The 15,091-nt window shown below is 68.5% G+C and carries 8 protein-coding genes; 3 read left to right on the plus strand and 5 right to left on the minus strand.

The window, feature by feature from the left end:
- The first annotated feature begins 25 nt into the window (after window positions 1-25).
- The 3 genes from BN2503_RS01975 to BN2503_RS01985 all read left to right on the plus strand — a co-directional run bounded on the left by BN2503_RS01975 (window position 26) and on the right by BN2503_RS01985 (window position 2,304).
- A complete protein-coding gene (locus BN2503_RS01975) occupies window positions 26-1,288 on the plus strand; it encodes a CaiB/BaiF CoA transferase family protein (RefSeq protein WP_054254965.1) in 1,263 nt (420 codons plus the stop codon).
- Window positions 1,289-1,397: 109 nt separating this feature from the next.
- Complete coding sequence (locus tag BN2503_RS01980) at window positions 1,398-1,646, plus strand: hypothetical protein (RefSeq protein WP_139235360.1); 249 nt, start codon at window positions 1,398-1,400, stop codon at window positions 1,644-1,646.
- A gap of 22 nt (window positions 1,647-1,668) precedes the next feature.
- Window positions 1,669-2,304 (plus strand): DUF4124 domain-containing protein, encoded by a 636-nt coding sequence (locus BN2503_RS01985; protein ID WP_054254998.1) that lies wholly within the window; start codon window positions 1,669-1,671, stop codon window positions 2,302-2,304.
- A 185-nt stretch (window positions 2,305-2,489) separates the two neighbouring features.
- Here BN2503_RS01985 and BN2503_RS01990 read toward each other — a convergent pair whose 3' ends face one another.
- The 5 genes from BN2503_RS01990 to BN2503_RS02010 form a co-directional block, all read right to left on the minus strand.
- A complete protein-coding gene (locus BN2503_RS01990) occupies window positions 2,490-5,177 on the minus strand; it encodes a sensor domain-containing protein (RefSeq protein WP_139235361.1) in 2,688 nt (895 codons plus the stop codon).
- Between the two features lie 105 nt (window positions 5,178-5,282).
- On the minus strand, window positions 5,283-6,116 hold the full coding sequence (locus BN2503_RS01995; protein WP_233494984.1) for an ABC transporter substrate-binding protein: 834 nt from the start codon (window positions 6,114-6,116) through the stop codon (window positions 5,283-5,285).
- Window positions 6,117-6,316: 200 nt separating this feature from the next.
- Window positions 6,317-7,447 carry a response regulator gene (locus BN2503_RS02000; RefSeq protein ID WP_054254999.1) on the minus strand — a complete coding sequence of 377 codons (1,131 nt, stop codon included), beginning with the start codon at window positions 7,445-7,447 and terminating at the stop codon, window positions 6,317-6,319.
- 35 nt (window positions 7,448-7,482) lie between these two features.
- Entirely contained in the window at window positions 7,483-12,255 is a 4,773-nt protein-coding gene (locus BN2503_RS02005; RefSeq protein WP_353611889.1) for a PAS domain S-box protein, read from the minus strand.
- Between the two features lie 18 nt (window positions 12,256-12,273).
- Window positions 12,274-14,823 carry a sensor domain-containing protein gene (locus tag BN2503_RS02010; RefSeq protein WP_054254970.1) on the minus strand — a complete coding sequence of 850 codons (2,550 nt, stop codon included), beginning with the start codon at window positions 14,821-14,823 and terminating at the stop codon, window positions 12,274-12,276.
- Window positions 14,824-15,091 lie beyond the last annotated feature (268 nt).

Below are 15,091 nucleotides of genomic sequence, written 5' to 3' on the forward strand. Positions count from 1 at the left end.
GCAGCTCCTGATTAAATAGCAAACCATGACCCCTTCCGCCACGGCGCCGGGCGCCCTCGCCGGCATCAAGGTGCTCGATCTCTCGCGCGTGCTGGCCGGCCCCTGGTGCACGCAACAGCTGGCCGACCTGGGGGCCGATGTGGTCAAGGTCGAGCGCCCCGGCAGCGGCGACGACACGCGGCACTGGGGCCCGCCCTTCCTGCACGACGCGGCAGGCCAGCCCACCACCGAAGCCAGTTACTACAGCGCCTGCAACCGCAACAAGCGCTCCATCACCGTGGACATGGCCCACCCCGAGGGCCAGGCGCTGCTGCGCCGCATGGCTGCCGAGGCCGATGTGGTGGTGGAGAACTTCAAAGTCGGTGGCCTGAAGCAGTACGGCTTGGACTACGAAAGCCTCCGGGCGATCAATCCGCGCCTGGTCTATTGCTCCATCACCGGCTTCGGGCAGGACGGGCCCTACGCCGAGCGCGCCGGCTACGACCTCATGGTGCAGGCCATGTGCGGCCTGATGAGCATCACCGGCCCTGCGGACGAGCAGCCCGGCGGCGGCCCGCTCAAGGTCGGCGTGGCAGTGATCGACGTGGTCACCGGCCTGTACGCCAGCAACGCCATCCTGGCCGCGCTGCATGCGCGCCAGGCCAGCGGCCTGGGCCAGTACATCGACATGGCCCTGCTCGACACCGGCATGGCCCTGCTCGCCAACCAGGCGGCGGGCTACCTGGCCACCGGCGAGGCACCGCAGCGCATGGGCAACACCCACCCCAGCCTGGCGCCCTACCAGGACCTGCGCACGCGCGACGGCCACGTGCTGCTGGCCATCGGCAACGACGGACAGTTCGCCCGCTTTTGCGCCGCCGCGGGCCACCCCGAATGGGCAGAAGACCCGCGCTTCGCCACCAACACCGCGCGCGTGCGCCACCGCGAGGCACTGCTGGCCTGCATGGCCCCGGTGCTGCAGGCGCGCACCAGTGCCGAGTGGATCGCCCTGCTGCAGGACAAGGCGGTGCCCTGCGGCCCCATCAACACCATCGCCCAGGCCTTCGACGACCCGCAGGTGCGTGCACGCGGGCTGCGTCTGGAACTGCCGCGCTGGCGTGCGCACGAGTCCCCCGGCCCCGGCCCGACGCACATTGCCGGCGTGGCCAGCCCCCTGCGCCTGTCGGCCACGCCCGTGAGCTACCGCAACGCCCCCCCGGCGCTGGGCCAGCACACCGACGAGGTACTGCACGAGCTGGGGCTGGATGCCACCGCCATCGCCGCGCTGCGCGCCAGCGGGGCGCTGTAGGCCCCAGGCGTGTGAACCAAAACCGGCCCTGGCGCGTCATAGGGGTTGTGGGTGTGCGCAGTTCGTGCCACCCTGCACAGCACCCGTAAACGGAAAAATGGAAAGCGCCATGCCCACCGCCCTGACCCGCCCCCTGGCCCTGCTGCTGGCATTGGCCGCAGGCGGCTGCGCCTCGGCCCCCGCCCAGCCCCCGGCGCCGGCGCCCGCAGCCTCAGCCCCTGCGTTGCCCCCCGCATCGGCACCCGGCGGGCAGCCACCCCAGCACTTCGGCCCGCCCGGCGAGCGCACCGACCCAGGCTTGCGCCCGCCGCCGTTCGACTGGCGCAATGCCCCCGGCGGCCAAGCGCCCACCCGCTGAAACGTTCACGAAAGGCCCCGCCATGCGCCTGCTTCTGACGGCCTGCCTGGCCGCCTGCGCGCTGCTGGCCAGCCTGGGCGCGCCGGCCCAGGTACTGCGCTGCACCGACCCGCGCACCGGCAAGGTCACCTACACCGATGGCGAATGCACCAGCGGCAGCCAGGCCCTGGAGGTCGAGCCGCGCAAGACGCCCGAGGCGCTGCGTGCCGAGCGCGAGCAGGCCGCCGAAGCCATCGCGCGCAAGCAGCAACGCCAGCAGGCCGAGGCCGCCGAGCGCCAGCGCGAGGCCGCACTGCAACGCGCCGCGCGCGCTGCGGATGCGGCACAGCCCTTCGACTATTCGCAGTCCACCGCTTGCCTTCAATCGCGCCAGGAGGTCGATCGCGCACTGGGCCGCCTGTCCTCTGGCAACGAACAGGAGCAACTGCGCCTGCAGGCTCTGCAGCGCCAGATGGATTTCGACTGCCTGGGCCCTGAGCGCTTTGCAGAGATCGAGCGCACGCGGGCGCTGCAGCCCGCCGCGCCCATGGTGGTGGCACCGCCCTACCGCCCCCTGCCACGCCCTCCGCACACGCAGCCGCCCCAGCCGGCACCGCACATCACGCACTGCAACGTGTTCCGCTGCTACGACGACCGGGGCGGCACCCATCCACGCTGAAATGAAACCCGCCCTGAGGCGCTTCGCGCTCCGGGAGGGGGGCGCAGCCAGCGCGACAGGGCGGCCACGGCAAGGCTGCCCGCGCCTGGGCCGCGCCGGTTTCATGGACTGCGGGTGGGGCGCAGCGCCGTGGAAAACTGAAATGCGTGCGCACGCCCGCGCCCAGCTATCGAAAACGGAGCGAATCAGGCGCTGCCCGGGTCGGCATCGGCCATCCCAGGCGCGTACAACACATAGCGGTTGCGCCCACGCTGCTTGGCCTGGTACATGGCCTGGTCGGCTTGGCGCAAAAGCTGCTCTGCCTCACAGCCGTCACGCTGGAACACGCTGATGCCCATGCTGGCCGAGACATGCACGGTATGCCCCTCCACCTCGATGGGCAGGGCCACGGCATGCAGCACGCGGCGCGCGGTGTCCTCGCATTCGCGCGGATGGTGCAAGCCGCCCAGCAGCAGCACGAACTCGTCGCCCCCCAGGCGCGCGGCGGTGTCGCCGGCGCGGATACTTCCCTGCAAACGGCGCGCCACCTCGGCCAGCAGGTCGTCGCCAGCGTCGTGGCCGTGCGCGTCGTTCACGGCCTTGAAGCCGTCCAGGTCCATGAAACACACCGCCAGCCCCTGGCGTGCCCGCTGCGCACGGGCCAGGCCCTGCTGCAGGCGGTCTGCCAGCAAGGCACGGTTGGGCAGGCCGGTCAGGGGGTCGAAGTGCGCCAGGCGTTCCAGTTGTTCCTGCTGGTGCTTGCGCTCGGTGATGTCGGAGAACACGCTGACGTAGTGCGTGACCTGCCCAGCCGCATCGCGCAGCGCATTGACGGCGCTGGCGGCGGCGTACAGGCTGCCGTTTTTGTGCCGGTTCCAGAACTCCCCCTGCCAGTGCCCGTGCTGGTTCAGCGCTTGCCACATGGCGGGGTATTGCTCCCGGCTCCTGCGCCCCGAAGAAAGCAGGCTGGGCTTGCGCCCCAGAACCTCGGTGGCGGTATAGCCCGTGATGCGGGTGAAGGCCGGGTTGACCTCGATGATGCGCTGGGCGGCATCGCAGACCATCACCCCTTCATGGGTGTTGGCCACCACGCTCGCAGCCAGGCGCAGGGCCTTCTCGGCCTCCTTGGCGGCGGTGATGTCTTGCTTGATACCCAGGTAGTGGGTGATGCGGCCTTGGTCATCGACCAGCGGCGCGATGGTGGCATTTTCGATGTACAGCTCGCCGCTCTTGCGCCGGTTGACGAACTCGCCCTGCCAGACCCGGCCCGCCACCAGTTCTGCCCACATGGCCTCGTAGGTGGCCTGGCTGGTCTGGCCCGACTGCAGCACGCGCGGATTGGCCCCCAGCACCTCGGCCGGGGTGTAGCCCGTGGTGTGGAAGAAATGCGGGTTGGCATACTCGATGGCCGGGGCCGTGGAAGTGATGACGATGCTGGTGGGGCTTTGCTCCACCGCCAGCGACAGCTTGCGGATGGTGGCCTCGTCGGCACGCAGACGCGAGAGGTCGTGCAGCACGCCCACGTAGTTGACCACGCGGCCCGCGCTGTCACGGATGGCATTGACCGTCAGCCAGCCGGTCAGCGGCGTGCCGTCCTTGCGCCAGTCGATGACCTCGCCCTGCCATGCGCCTTCGGTGGCCATGGCGGCCCACATGGCGTCCAAATGGGCGGGCACGGGGTGCGAGGGGGACAGATGACCGGGCAGGCACCCCGTGGCCTCGGCTGCGCTGAAGCCCGTGCCGCGCTCGAACGCGGGGTTGACGGTGACGATGCGCCCCTGCCGGTCGGTGATGACGATGAAGTCGCTGCTATGCGCGAACACGCTGGCGGCGAGGCGGGTTTCCTCCAGGCGCTGCTCCTCGCGCTGCAGCGAGCGGCGCACCCGCCAGGTTAATGCGCCAGTGGTGAGCAGGACCAGCACCAGGGTCAGCCCGGCCAGCAGGGCGAGCTGACGCATGTCGCGCCGCCATGGCTGCAGCACCTGCGTGCTGGAGGCTTGCGACTGCACGAACCAGGGGTAGTTGCGCGAGGGGCGGAAGGCTACGAGCCAGGCATCGCCGCGCGGCCCAGGCCACTGGGCCACACCCACCTGGCGCTCCAGCACGGCGGCCAGACGCGCGCCATCCAGCACGGTGCCGGGCAGATCGTCCTCCGCGGTAGACAACAGCAGCGTGCCCTGGTCGGTGTAGAGCTGGTGGCGCAGCGCGGGCATGGCTTCGTGGTTCAGCGCCTGGTTGATGAAGTAGTCGCTGTTGATGGCCGCGACGATGGTCCACTGCGGTGCCTCGGGCAGCACCAAGGTGACAGGGAAAAAGCCGGCATCGCGTGCATGCGATGACGCCTCCGGCCCCGGCGTGGACGGCCAAGGGCTGCCGTCGGCGAAGTCACGCCCACGCCAGGGCACGCCGAAGCGCAACACGCCCGGGGTGTGCGGAGCGACGTGCGGCAGCAGAGGCTCCAGGGCGGGCTGCTGGCCGATGTTGGCGGCCTGGGTACTGGCCAGCACCCGGCCCGAGCGCTCCAGCACCGACAGCGAGCGGACGTAGGGCAGCTTGTTCTGCAGGGCGGTCAGGGCCTTTTCCAGGTCCCTGGGGGCCACGCCCTGCTCGGCGTACTGGATCTCGGGGTGCTCGGCCACGAGGGCGCGCAGGTGCATGTCCAGCAGGTTGAAGCTCTGCGTCATGCTGTCTTCAAGGTTATGGGCTTGCACCTGGGCATGGCTGCGGGTGTGGTCGAGCACCACACCCCGCAGGTGCTGGCCGCTGAAGTACAGCCCCGCCACCACACTGGCCACCAACAGCAGCTGCAGACCCACCAGCAACGCCACGGAGCCCCGGCCCAGACGGCGGCCTGTCGGGGTTGCTTCGGGCAGGGGCAAGAGGGAATCCGCCACGCCGCTCTTCACTTCAGCGGGCGACGCACCCGCCGCCAATGCCCAGCTGGCGCGGCGCGCAGGAACGCCGCAGCGTGTGGACCAAGGGGATGTTGCTGCGCCACCTCAGTCCAGCACCACGATGGGGTCGAGCTTGTGCTTGCGCGCGGCTGCCAGCAGGCGGCCGTCGCGCTTGATGTCGCGCAGGAACTGCTCCAGCCGTGCGTGCCAGGCGTCGTCACCGGGCTGCACGGCCCAGGCGTAGGGCGTGACGTGCCAGACGGCCGTCGGAGCGACCAGCCGCGCCCAGTCGGTGGTCTCCAGCATGCGGCGGGTGTAGGGAAAGTCGGTCATGAACACGTCGGCGCGGCCCGCTTGCACTTCCTGCTCGCGTGCGTGCGGGGTGTCGGGGGTGATGAGCCGGGCATTTTTCAGCCGCTCGCGCATCAGTGGTTCGTGCAACGTGCCCTTGGCCACGGCCACCACCACGCCGGGCTGGTCAATGTCGTCCCAGCCACGAATCTTGCGGTTGCTGCGGGTGGTGATAGCCAGCACATCGCTGGCCAGATAGGGCTGGGTGAAGCGCACGGACTGCTGGCGCTGCGGCGTGATGCCGATGGCGAACATGGCCACGTCGCAGCGCCCTTCCTGCAGGTCAGGCACCAAGCGGGCGAAGGAGCTGTCGACGAACTGCACCGCCACCCCCAGCTCATGCCCCAGCGCCTGGGCCAGGTCGATGTCGATGCCCGACAGCGCCTGGGTGCGCGGGTCGCGGTAGGAAATGCCGTAGTAGTCCGGCCAGATGCAGACCTGCAGCTGGCGGCTGCCACGAATGCGCTCCAGGTGCCCTTGCGCCACCGCACCCTGGCTGCACAGCGCCAGACACAGACTAAGCACTGCGGCCCGCGCCAGCCCTGGCGCCACGTTGTTACGCCACCAACCCATGACAATTAAATACACATAAAAACATTAAGGTCAATATAAAACAAATTGGAACCTATTCCCGGACGCGTCCGCGCGCGGGGCCTACAGCCACCGCCCCGCCAGCCGCTGCTGGCACGAAGCATCCATTGCCGCGCAAGAAAACGCTCTTGAATCCATAGCTTCCAGCGCCTTCCAGCAAAGGGCTAGAGGCATTTTTTCCTTAAATCGCTACGGGGCTAATCCGGGTCCGGATAGCGCTGCGAAATGTGCAGGAAATCCTGGGCAATCGCGACAAAGGCATCGACCATGTCCGGGTCGAAGTGCGTGCCCCGGCCCTTGACGATGGCAGCGCAGGCCTGCTCGTGCGGGAATGCAGGCTTGTACACGCGCTTGCTGATGAGCGCGTCGTACACGTCGGCCACGGCCATGAGGCGCGCCGACACGGGAATCGCATCGCCCTTGAGCCCTTCGGGGTAGCCGGAGCCGTCCCACTTTTCCTGGTGGCTGTAGGCGATTTCCTTTGACACGCTCAGGAACGCCACGCGCATGCCCAGGCGCCGCTCGGCCTCCTCGATGGCGTTGCGCCCCAGCGTGGTGTGGGTCTTCATGATCTCGAACTCTTCCACCGTGAGCTTGCCGGGCTTGAGCAGGATGGCGTCGGGAATGCCGATCTTGCCGATGTCGTGCAACGGCGCCGACTTGTACAGCAGGTCGACCATGCGGTCGGTGAGCACGTGGGCAAAACGCGGGTGGTCGCGCAGGTGCTCGGCCAGGGCCTTCACGTACAGCTGGGTGCGGCGGATGTGGTTGCCGGTTTCGTTGTTGCGCGTCTCGGCCAGGGACGTCATGGCCATGATGGTCACATCCTGGATGGCCTGCACCTCCAGCGTGCGCAGCGCCACCTCGCGCTCCAGGTAGGCGCTCTTGTCGCGCAGGAAATCGGCCGAGGCCTTGAGCGCCAGGTGCGTGGCCACGCGCGCCAGCAGGATGGGCGGGCTGATAGGCTTGGTGATGTAGTCCACTGCCCCCAGCGCCAGGCCCTGGCGTTCGTCTTCCATGTCGGCGCGTGCCGTGAGAAAGATCACGGGAATGTCGCGCGTGTGCAGGTTAGCCTTGAGCCTGCGGCAGACCTCGTAGCCGTCCAGGCCAGGCATCATGATGTCGAGCAGGATCAGGTCGGGCGGTTGCTCGCCCTGGGCGATCTTCAGTGCCTTCTCCCCCTGGTTAGCCACCTTCACGTGGTAATGGTCACGCAGCAGCCCGCCCATGAGCGAGAGGTTGTCGGGCGTGTCGTCCACCACCAGTACCGTGGCGATCGGTTTCTCGACGAACGCCGACTGTGCATCAAAGAACGGGGCATGGTCCATGAATGCTCCTGCTGGGTTGTGGCTGCGGTGCAGCATCACGGCGGCGGCGCCGCCGCGTCGATGGCCTCCAGCGCCTGTTCGAACTCGAATGCCTGAACCCTGTCGTACACGCGCTGCAAGCGGGGCCCGAGCATTGCTTCGAGAACGACTACATTGTGTTGCAAATACTCAAGCGCTGCAGGATCGTCCTCCCGCAGCAGGGTGCACAACTGGCGCAGGGCCTCGTCCGCTGCCACCCCTGGCGTGCCGGACGGCACCGGCGCGGCCAAGCCCATGCTCCAGTCCGCGAGCGCCTGTAGCAGCGGGTGCAGTGCGCCCTCCAGGGCATCGCGCAGGGCCTGCACCTGCTCTTGCGGAGCCTGCGCGCGCAGGGCCTGCTCCAGCGCCTGCGCCTGCTGCGACAGTGCCTGCGCGCCGATGTTGGCAGCCACCGAGCGCAGTGTGTGCGCCATGCGCTCGGCCTGCAGCAGCTCGCCGGCAGCCAGCGCTGCGTCAAAATCCGTCCCCCAGGCCGCCTGGCCTTGCGAGAAACGCCGCAGCAGATCGGCGTAGAGGCCCGGGCGGCCCAGCGCGCGGCGCAGCCCGAGCACCATGTCCACACCCGGCAGGGTCTGCGGCAGAGCGTCGGTTACGGCATCGGCCTGCGGCTCGGGTGCCGCCGCCTCGCCCAGGCCAGGGCGTGCGCGGATCCAGCGCGCCAGCGCCGCCCACAGCTGCGCCGGGTCGATGGGTTTGGCCACGTGGTCGTTCATGCCCACGGCGAAGCAGCGCTGGCGATCGGCCTCCATCGCGTTGGCGGTCATGGCGATCACCGGCAGGTTGGCGAAGCGGGGGTCGGCCCGCAGCAGGCGCGTGGCAGTCTCGCCGTCCATCACGGGCATCTGCATGTCCATGAGCACCACGTCGTAGCGTTTGCGCTCCAGGGCGTCGAGCGCCTGCTGGCCATGCGCAGCCACGTCTACCGCAAAACCGGCATCGCGCAGCAGCTCCACGGCGACGAGCTGGTTCAGCTCGTTGTCCTCGACCAGCAGCACCGCCGCACCGCGCACCGGGGCCAGCAATGCTTGCTGCTGCGGGTCTTCCAGGCTGGCGCCGCGAGCCAGCGGCTGGCTGATGGCGGCCATGGGCTGCACCAGGGTCTCGAACAGCACGGACGCGCTGACCGGCTTGATCAGCACCGTCTCGATGCCCTGCGTGCGCGCCGCGTGCATGACATCCTCGCGCCCATAGGCCGTGACCATGAGCATTTGCGGCACAGGGCCAAGATCCAGCGCCCGGATGCGCCGCGCCAGCTCGATGCCGTCCATGCCCGGCATATGCCAATCCAGCAGCAGCAGGCTGTGCGGGTGCCCCTGGGCCACCGCATCGCGCACCGCGGCCAGCGCCTGCTCGCCCGAATGCACCTGCTCGGCCTGCAGGCCCAGCGATTGCAGCATGTCGCACAGCACCGTGGCGGCGGCGTGGTTGTCGTCCACCACCAGCACCCGCCCCCCTTGCAATGCGGTGGCACCGAGCGCGCGCTGCGGCGCCGGCTCGCCCAGCTCGAGCGGCACCGTGGCCCAGAAACGCGAGCCCTGGCCAGGCTGGCTTTCTGCCCCCACATCCCCGCCCATCAGCAGGGCCAGCTTGCGGCAGATGGCCAGGCCCAGGCCGGTGCCGCCATAGCGGCGCGTGGTCGAGCTGTCGGCCTGCTCGAAGCTTTGGAACAGGCGCCCCATTTGCTCGGGCGTAATGCCGATGCCGGTGTCGCGCACCTCGAAGCGCAGTAGCGCGGTGCCCGCGCGCTGCTCCTGCAGGCGCACGCCGATGGCGATCTCGCCTGTCTCGGTGAACTTGATGGCGTTGTTGGCGAAGTTGATCAAAATCTGCCCCAGCCGTAGCGCATCGCCCACGAGGTTTTGCGGCACGTCTGCCGCCACGTCAAGCACCAGCTCCAGGCCCTTGGCACCGGCCTTGTAGCCGACCACATCGACCACGCTGGACAGCATGCGGTCGAGTTCGAAAGGCTGCGGATCAAGCTGCAGTTTGCCGGCCTCGATCTTGGAGAAGTCGAGGATGTCGTTGATCACGCCCAGCAGGTGCTGGCCGGCCTGCTGGATCTTGCTGACGTAGCCGTGCTGGCGCGCATCCAATCCCGACTTGAGCGCCAGGTGCGACATCCCGATGATGGCGTTCATGGGCGTGCGGATTTCGTGGCTCATGTTGGCCAAGAAATCGCTCTTGGCGCGGCTGGCGGCGTCTGCCGCCTCCTTGGCTTCGCGCAGCTCCTGCTGGATCTGCTTTTGCTCGGTGATATCTGTGAAGGTGCCGATGAGCCCGCCCGGCGTGCCATCGGGCAGGCGAAAGCCCCGCGTCCAGTGCGATACCTGGTGCACCAGACCGTCGCGGAAGATGCGCTGGGTCTCCTTGTGCACCGTGATGCCCTGGCGGATGACCAATGCATCCTCCTCGGCTTGCGCCTGGCGCTGGGCCAGTGGTACGCCGGCGTAGTCGAGCACCGTCTTGCCGACCATGGTGTCACGCTCCTGGCCCATCAGCTCCTCGAAGGCGCGGTTGGTGCCCAGGTATCGGCCCTGGGCGTCCTTGTAAAACACGGGCACCGGCACGGTGTCGAGCAGTGCTTGCTGGAACGCCAGTTGCTCAGCCACGCGCGCCTCCAGCAGCTTCTGCACATGCACGTCGATGTTCACCCCGACCGCACGCCGGGCCTTGCCGTCGGCGTCGCGCACGATGCGCGCCGACAGCATCATCCAGCGCCACTGGCCATCCGGGCGCACGATGCGCCAGGTATTCTGAATCTCGCTGGCCGTCCCGTTCACGCAGCCCTGGAAATGCTCCAGCGCTTGTGCACGGTCGTCCGGGTGCAGGGTGGCGGACCAGTCGGCCAGCGGGCGGCGGTTGGTGCCCGCTGGCAGGCCCAGCATTTCGAGCAGCTTGTCGGACCACACGACCTCCTCACGCACGAAGTCTGCGTCGAACACCCCGATCAGACCGGCCTCCTGCACCAGCGCCAGGCGTTCGTTCGCCTCGCGCACTGCGGCTTCGGCACGCAGCGCCTCGGTGACGTTCTCGATGACCCACAGCGAGCCCTTCTCGCAGCCGGCCAGCCGCACACTGCGCCCGGACAGGCGCGCCTGGAAGGGGGTGCCATCGAAGCGCTGCATTTCCCAGACGTCACGCACAGGTTGCTGCTGCGCCAGCGCCAGTGCCACACGGGCGTTGAAGTCGCGCCAGCTCTGCACACTGCCAAACAGGCGCTGCACGGGCAGCCCGACCAGGGCCTGCTCCGGCGCGCCCATGAGCTCCGCAAAAGCCGGGTTGCAGCGGCGAAAACGCCCATCGCACACCAACAGGATAGGTGGCGCATGGTCGAAGATGGCGGTCTGCTGGTCCAGCAGCTCGTTGAGCTGGCGCTCACGCTGCTGCAGCTCCTGCTGCGCGTGGATGCGCGCTGTCACGTCCTGCTGCAGCCCCACCACGGCGATGCAGCGCCCCTTCTTGTCGAACACCGGGGAGAGCGTGGCATCGTCGTGGTAGATGCTGCCGTCGCGCCGCCGGTTGATGAACTCGCCGCGCCAGGAGCGGCCCGCGAGCAGTTCGGCCCACATTTCCCGATAGGTCTGCGCTGGCGTCTGGCCGCTGGCGACCAGGCCCGGCTTGCGGCCGCGCACATCGGCCAGGCTGTAGCCGGTGCTGCGCTCGTACTCCGGGTTGACCCACTCGATGCGGCCCTGCGCATCGGTGATGACCACGCCCACCGGGCTGCTCTCCAGCGCCGCGCCCAGCACCTGGAAGCGCTCCATCACCGCCGCCATGCGGGCGCGGCTGCGCAGAATGTCCAGCAGCATGCCCCCCAAAAGGAACAGCACGACGAATGCGCCGCCCCCCACCTTCCAGCTCAACGCGGGCGGCATGAGGCTGGTGACATCGTCCAGCGCCACGAGCTGCCAGGGGCCCGCGGGGTCAAACCACTCGACGGGCTGGCGCGTGATGGCGTAGGCCTTGCCATTGATCTGCGCGCGTGCCGCCCCCGCGCCGAATGGCAAGGCGGAGGCCATGCCGTTGTCGAAATGCGTACCGAACTGGCGCAGTGCACGCACCTCGTCAATACGCTCCTGCGCCAGCGGCGGCAGCATGGCGTACTGCCAATCCGGCCGCGTGGAAGCGAACGCCACGCCCTGCGGCGACAGCAGCAGCACGGTCATGCCGCTGCGCAGCAGCAGTGCATCGAGCGGCTGGAAGCTCGCCTGCAGCACGATGGCCCCAACCACGGGGCCCGTGGCCGTATCCCCGGCGTACAGTGGGGCGGCGTAGTACAGCCCGCGCGTAAAGGTCTTGGGCGCCAAGGCGGCGTAAACGTTGGCCACGCCGCGCAGCGCCTGCTGCAGATACGGCTGCACGTACAGGTTGAACCCGGCCATGCTCTCACCCGCGGTGTCGTGGGCGACGACCGTACCCACCTTGTCCAGCACATAGACATCGCTGCCGCCTAAACGCTCACGGGCCTGCGCCAGGCGCGCCAGCGCATCGGGCGCGTCGGGCGGCAGCGTGCCCAGCGCCAGGCCCTTGAGCAGCGGCTCATGCAACCCCAGCTGCGCCACGGCATCGCGCAGAGGGCCGCCCGTGGTCTTGCCCAGCAGGGCCTGGGCCGTTTGCTGCAAGGTGCGGGCACGCTCCTCGGCGCGCTGCATCTGGTGCAGCGACTCCATGGTCTGCACCGCCAGCCAGGCGCCCAGCAAGGACAGCAACACCACAACCAGCGCGCCCGGCACCCAGCGTGCATCGCGCACCTCCAGTTTGTCGATCACGCTCTGTGCCATCGCCGGTCAACGCACCGAGAACAGCATTTCGTCCCAGGCCTGCAAAGGCGCAGGACGCCCGAACAGGTAGCCCTGGAAGCCACCACAGCCATGCAGGCGCAGAAAACCCAGTTGCCCCGCCGTCTCCACCCCCTCCGCCACAACTTGCAAATCCATGCTCTGCGCCAAAGCCAGGATGGTGCGCACGATGGCGGCGTCGTTCGGATCCTCCAGCACATCGCGCACGAAACTCTGGTCGATCTTGATCTGCTCCAGTGGCAGGCGCTTGAGAAAGCTCAGGCTGGAATAGCCCGTACCGAAATCGTCGAGGGCAAAGCCAATGCCCTCCCGTTTGAGCTGCTGCATGCGCACGATGGCATCCTCGATGTCGCCCAGCAGCATGCTTTCGGTCAACTCAAGCGTCAGCCTGCGTGGATTGGCCGCATGCTCACGCAGCGCCTCCAGCACCTCGGCGACGAAGTCGGCATGGCGAAACTGGCGCGCGCTCACGTTCACCGACAGGCTCAGATGCGCTGTGGCGGGACTTTGCGCCCAGCGTGCCAGCTGCGCACAGGCCTGCTGCAGCACGAAGCGGCCCAGAGGCAGGATCAGGCCGCTTTGCTCGGCCAGCGGAATGAACTCTGCCGGGCTCACCATGCCACGCACGGGGTGGCGCCAGCGCAGCAACACCTCGGCGCCCACCAAGCGCGCGCGCTCGTCCACCACGGGCTGGTAGTGCACGCTGAACTCGCCGCGCTCCAGCCCCTGGCGCATATCGGCCTCCAAGTGCAGGCGCGCGTTCACTGCGGCCTGCATCGCCGGGTCAAAGAAGCGCAACGTGTTGCGCCCGCCGGCCTTGGCTTCGTACATCGCCAGGTCGGCGCGCTTGAGCAATTCGTGCACTTCCACGCGCTCGCCCCCGAACAGCGCGATGCCGATGCTCGGCGAGCTGTAGTGGTGGTGCCCGCCCAGCACGATGGGCTGGTTGACGTGGGCCAGCAGCTTTTCCGCCACGCCCTCCACCTGCAGCGCTGCCTGGGCGCTGTCGCAGGCCAGGTGTTCCAGCATCACCACGAACTCGTCGCCACCGAAGCGCGCCACCGTGTCGCTCTCGCGCACCGTGGCCACCAGACGCCGCGCCACCTCAATGAGCAGTTTGTCGCCCATGTCATGGCCCAGGGTGTCGTTGAGCACCTTGAAGTTGTCCAGGTCGATGAACAGCAGCGCGCCCTGCTGGCGCGTGCGCTGGCTCAACACCACGGAGCGCTGCAGCCGGTCAAGCAGCAGGCGCCGGTTGGGCAAACCGGTAAGCGCGTCGTAAAAGGCCAGACGCTCGATCTGCTGCTCGGCCTGCTTGCGCTCGGTGATGTCCATGGTGAAGCCGTGCGAGACGACGGTGCCGTCACTCTCGCGGTGCGGCACGGCGCTGGTCATGTGCCAGCGCACACTGCCATCGGGCATGCGCACCCGGTATTCGCTCTGCCAGGGCACCAGGCGGCGCACCGACAGCATGGCCGAGCGGCGCACCTGCGGCACATCCTCGGGCAGCACGCGCTGCTCCAGCAGACCATGGTCGCGCATCACCTCGCCAGGCGCCACACCTAAAAATTCGCGCACGGCCTCGCTGATGTACTGCACGCTGGCCGTGGAACCGTCGCGGTGGATGCGGTACTGGTAGATAAAACCAGGCACCCGACTGGCAATGCGCTGGATGAAGACCAGCTGCTCGCGCAACTGCTCGGCGGCGCGGTGCTCCTCGGTCACGTCCTGCACCACGCCCATCTGCACCGCCACGCCGTCGCGCGAGCGCACGCGCTGCACGCGCGAACGCATCCAGCGCACCTCGCCGTCGGGACGGCGCCAGCGGTACTCCACGTTGGCGCCATCCTGGGCCCGGCTCGCCGCCTCGAACAGCGGCCGGTCCTCGGGCAGGATGCCGCTCATCGCATATTCAGGATCCAGCCATTCCTGGCGCTCGTACCCGGCGATCTCGCACAAGCCCGGCGACCACAACAGCACGGTCTCGCCGGGGTCCTTGATGCGCCGCCAGTGGCCGGCACGGGCCAGGGTCTCCATGGTGTCGAACACCTCGGTCTGCTCGCGCAGGTCGCGCCGCGCTTCGGCCAGCGCCTGCTCGCACGACTGCAGGGCCTGGCGCAGCCCCTCGGCCTCCGACACATCACTGACGGCCACCAGCACGCAGTCGCTCGCCATGCGCCGCGCCGCGATGTCCCAGGCCAGCTGCAGCCGGGGACCATCGCGCAGCACGTGGCGCCCGTCCAACGGCACACCCAGCCGCGCCACGCCGCAAAGCTGGTCGATCAGCGCCGTGCTGGCGAGTTGGTCAAACACGGTGCGGGCATCGGCACCCGGCTCACGCACCCCCCCTAGCCCTGGCATACGGCGCGCCGCAGCATTGGCCGTGAGCAAAACCAAGGACTCGCCGCTCAGACGGAACTCCATGAGCGCAATCGGCAAGGCATCCAGCAAGGCCTGCAGACCGACATAGGCCGCGTGCGGCAGTTGCGGTTCACCCGCCGGGGCCAGCAAGGCAGACAGCAGATCAGAGGGCTTCACGATGAATCAGGCACCTTTTCAAACCAGGCCCCAAGGGGCGTTTCGAATGCATGCACAGCAATCGCATCCGAGAATCCGAGCAGTATGGCAAAGCCAGGGCGCCGCGAGAAACATTTGTTACAAACGCCGCCCCCGGGAATACCCGGCCACCGCCGCCGCGGGCGACGGCCTGCACGCACGATACACCCTCACGGGCGTGGCCTGGAGCAGGCCCCATGGCGCGAGACAACCCACCATGCCGCAACCTCTGGGGACTACGCAGGCCCGC

This window comes from Paenacidovorax caeni (assembly GCF_001298675.1).
GTDB lineage: Bacteria > Pseudomonadota > Gammaproteobacteria > Burkholderiales > Burkholderiaceae_C > Paenacidovorax > Paenacidovorax caeni.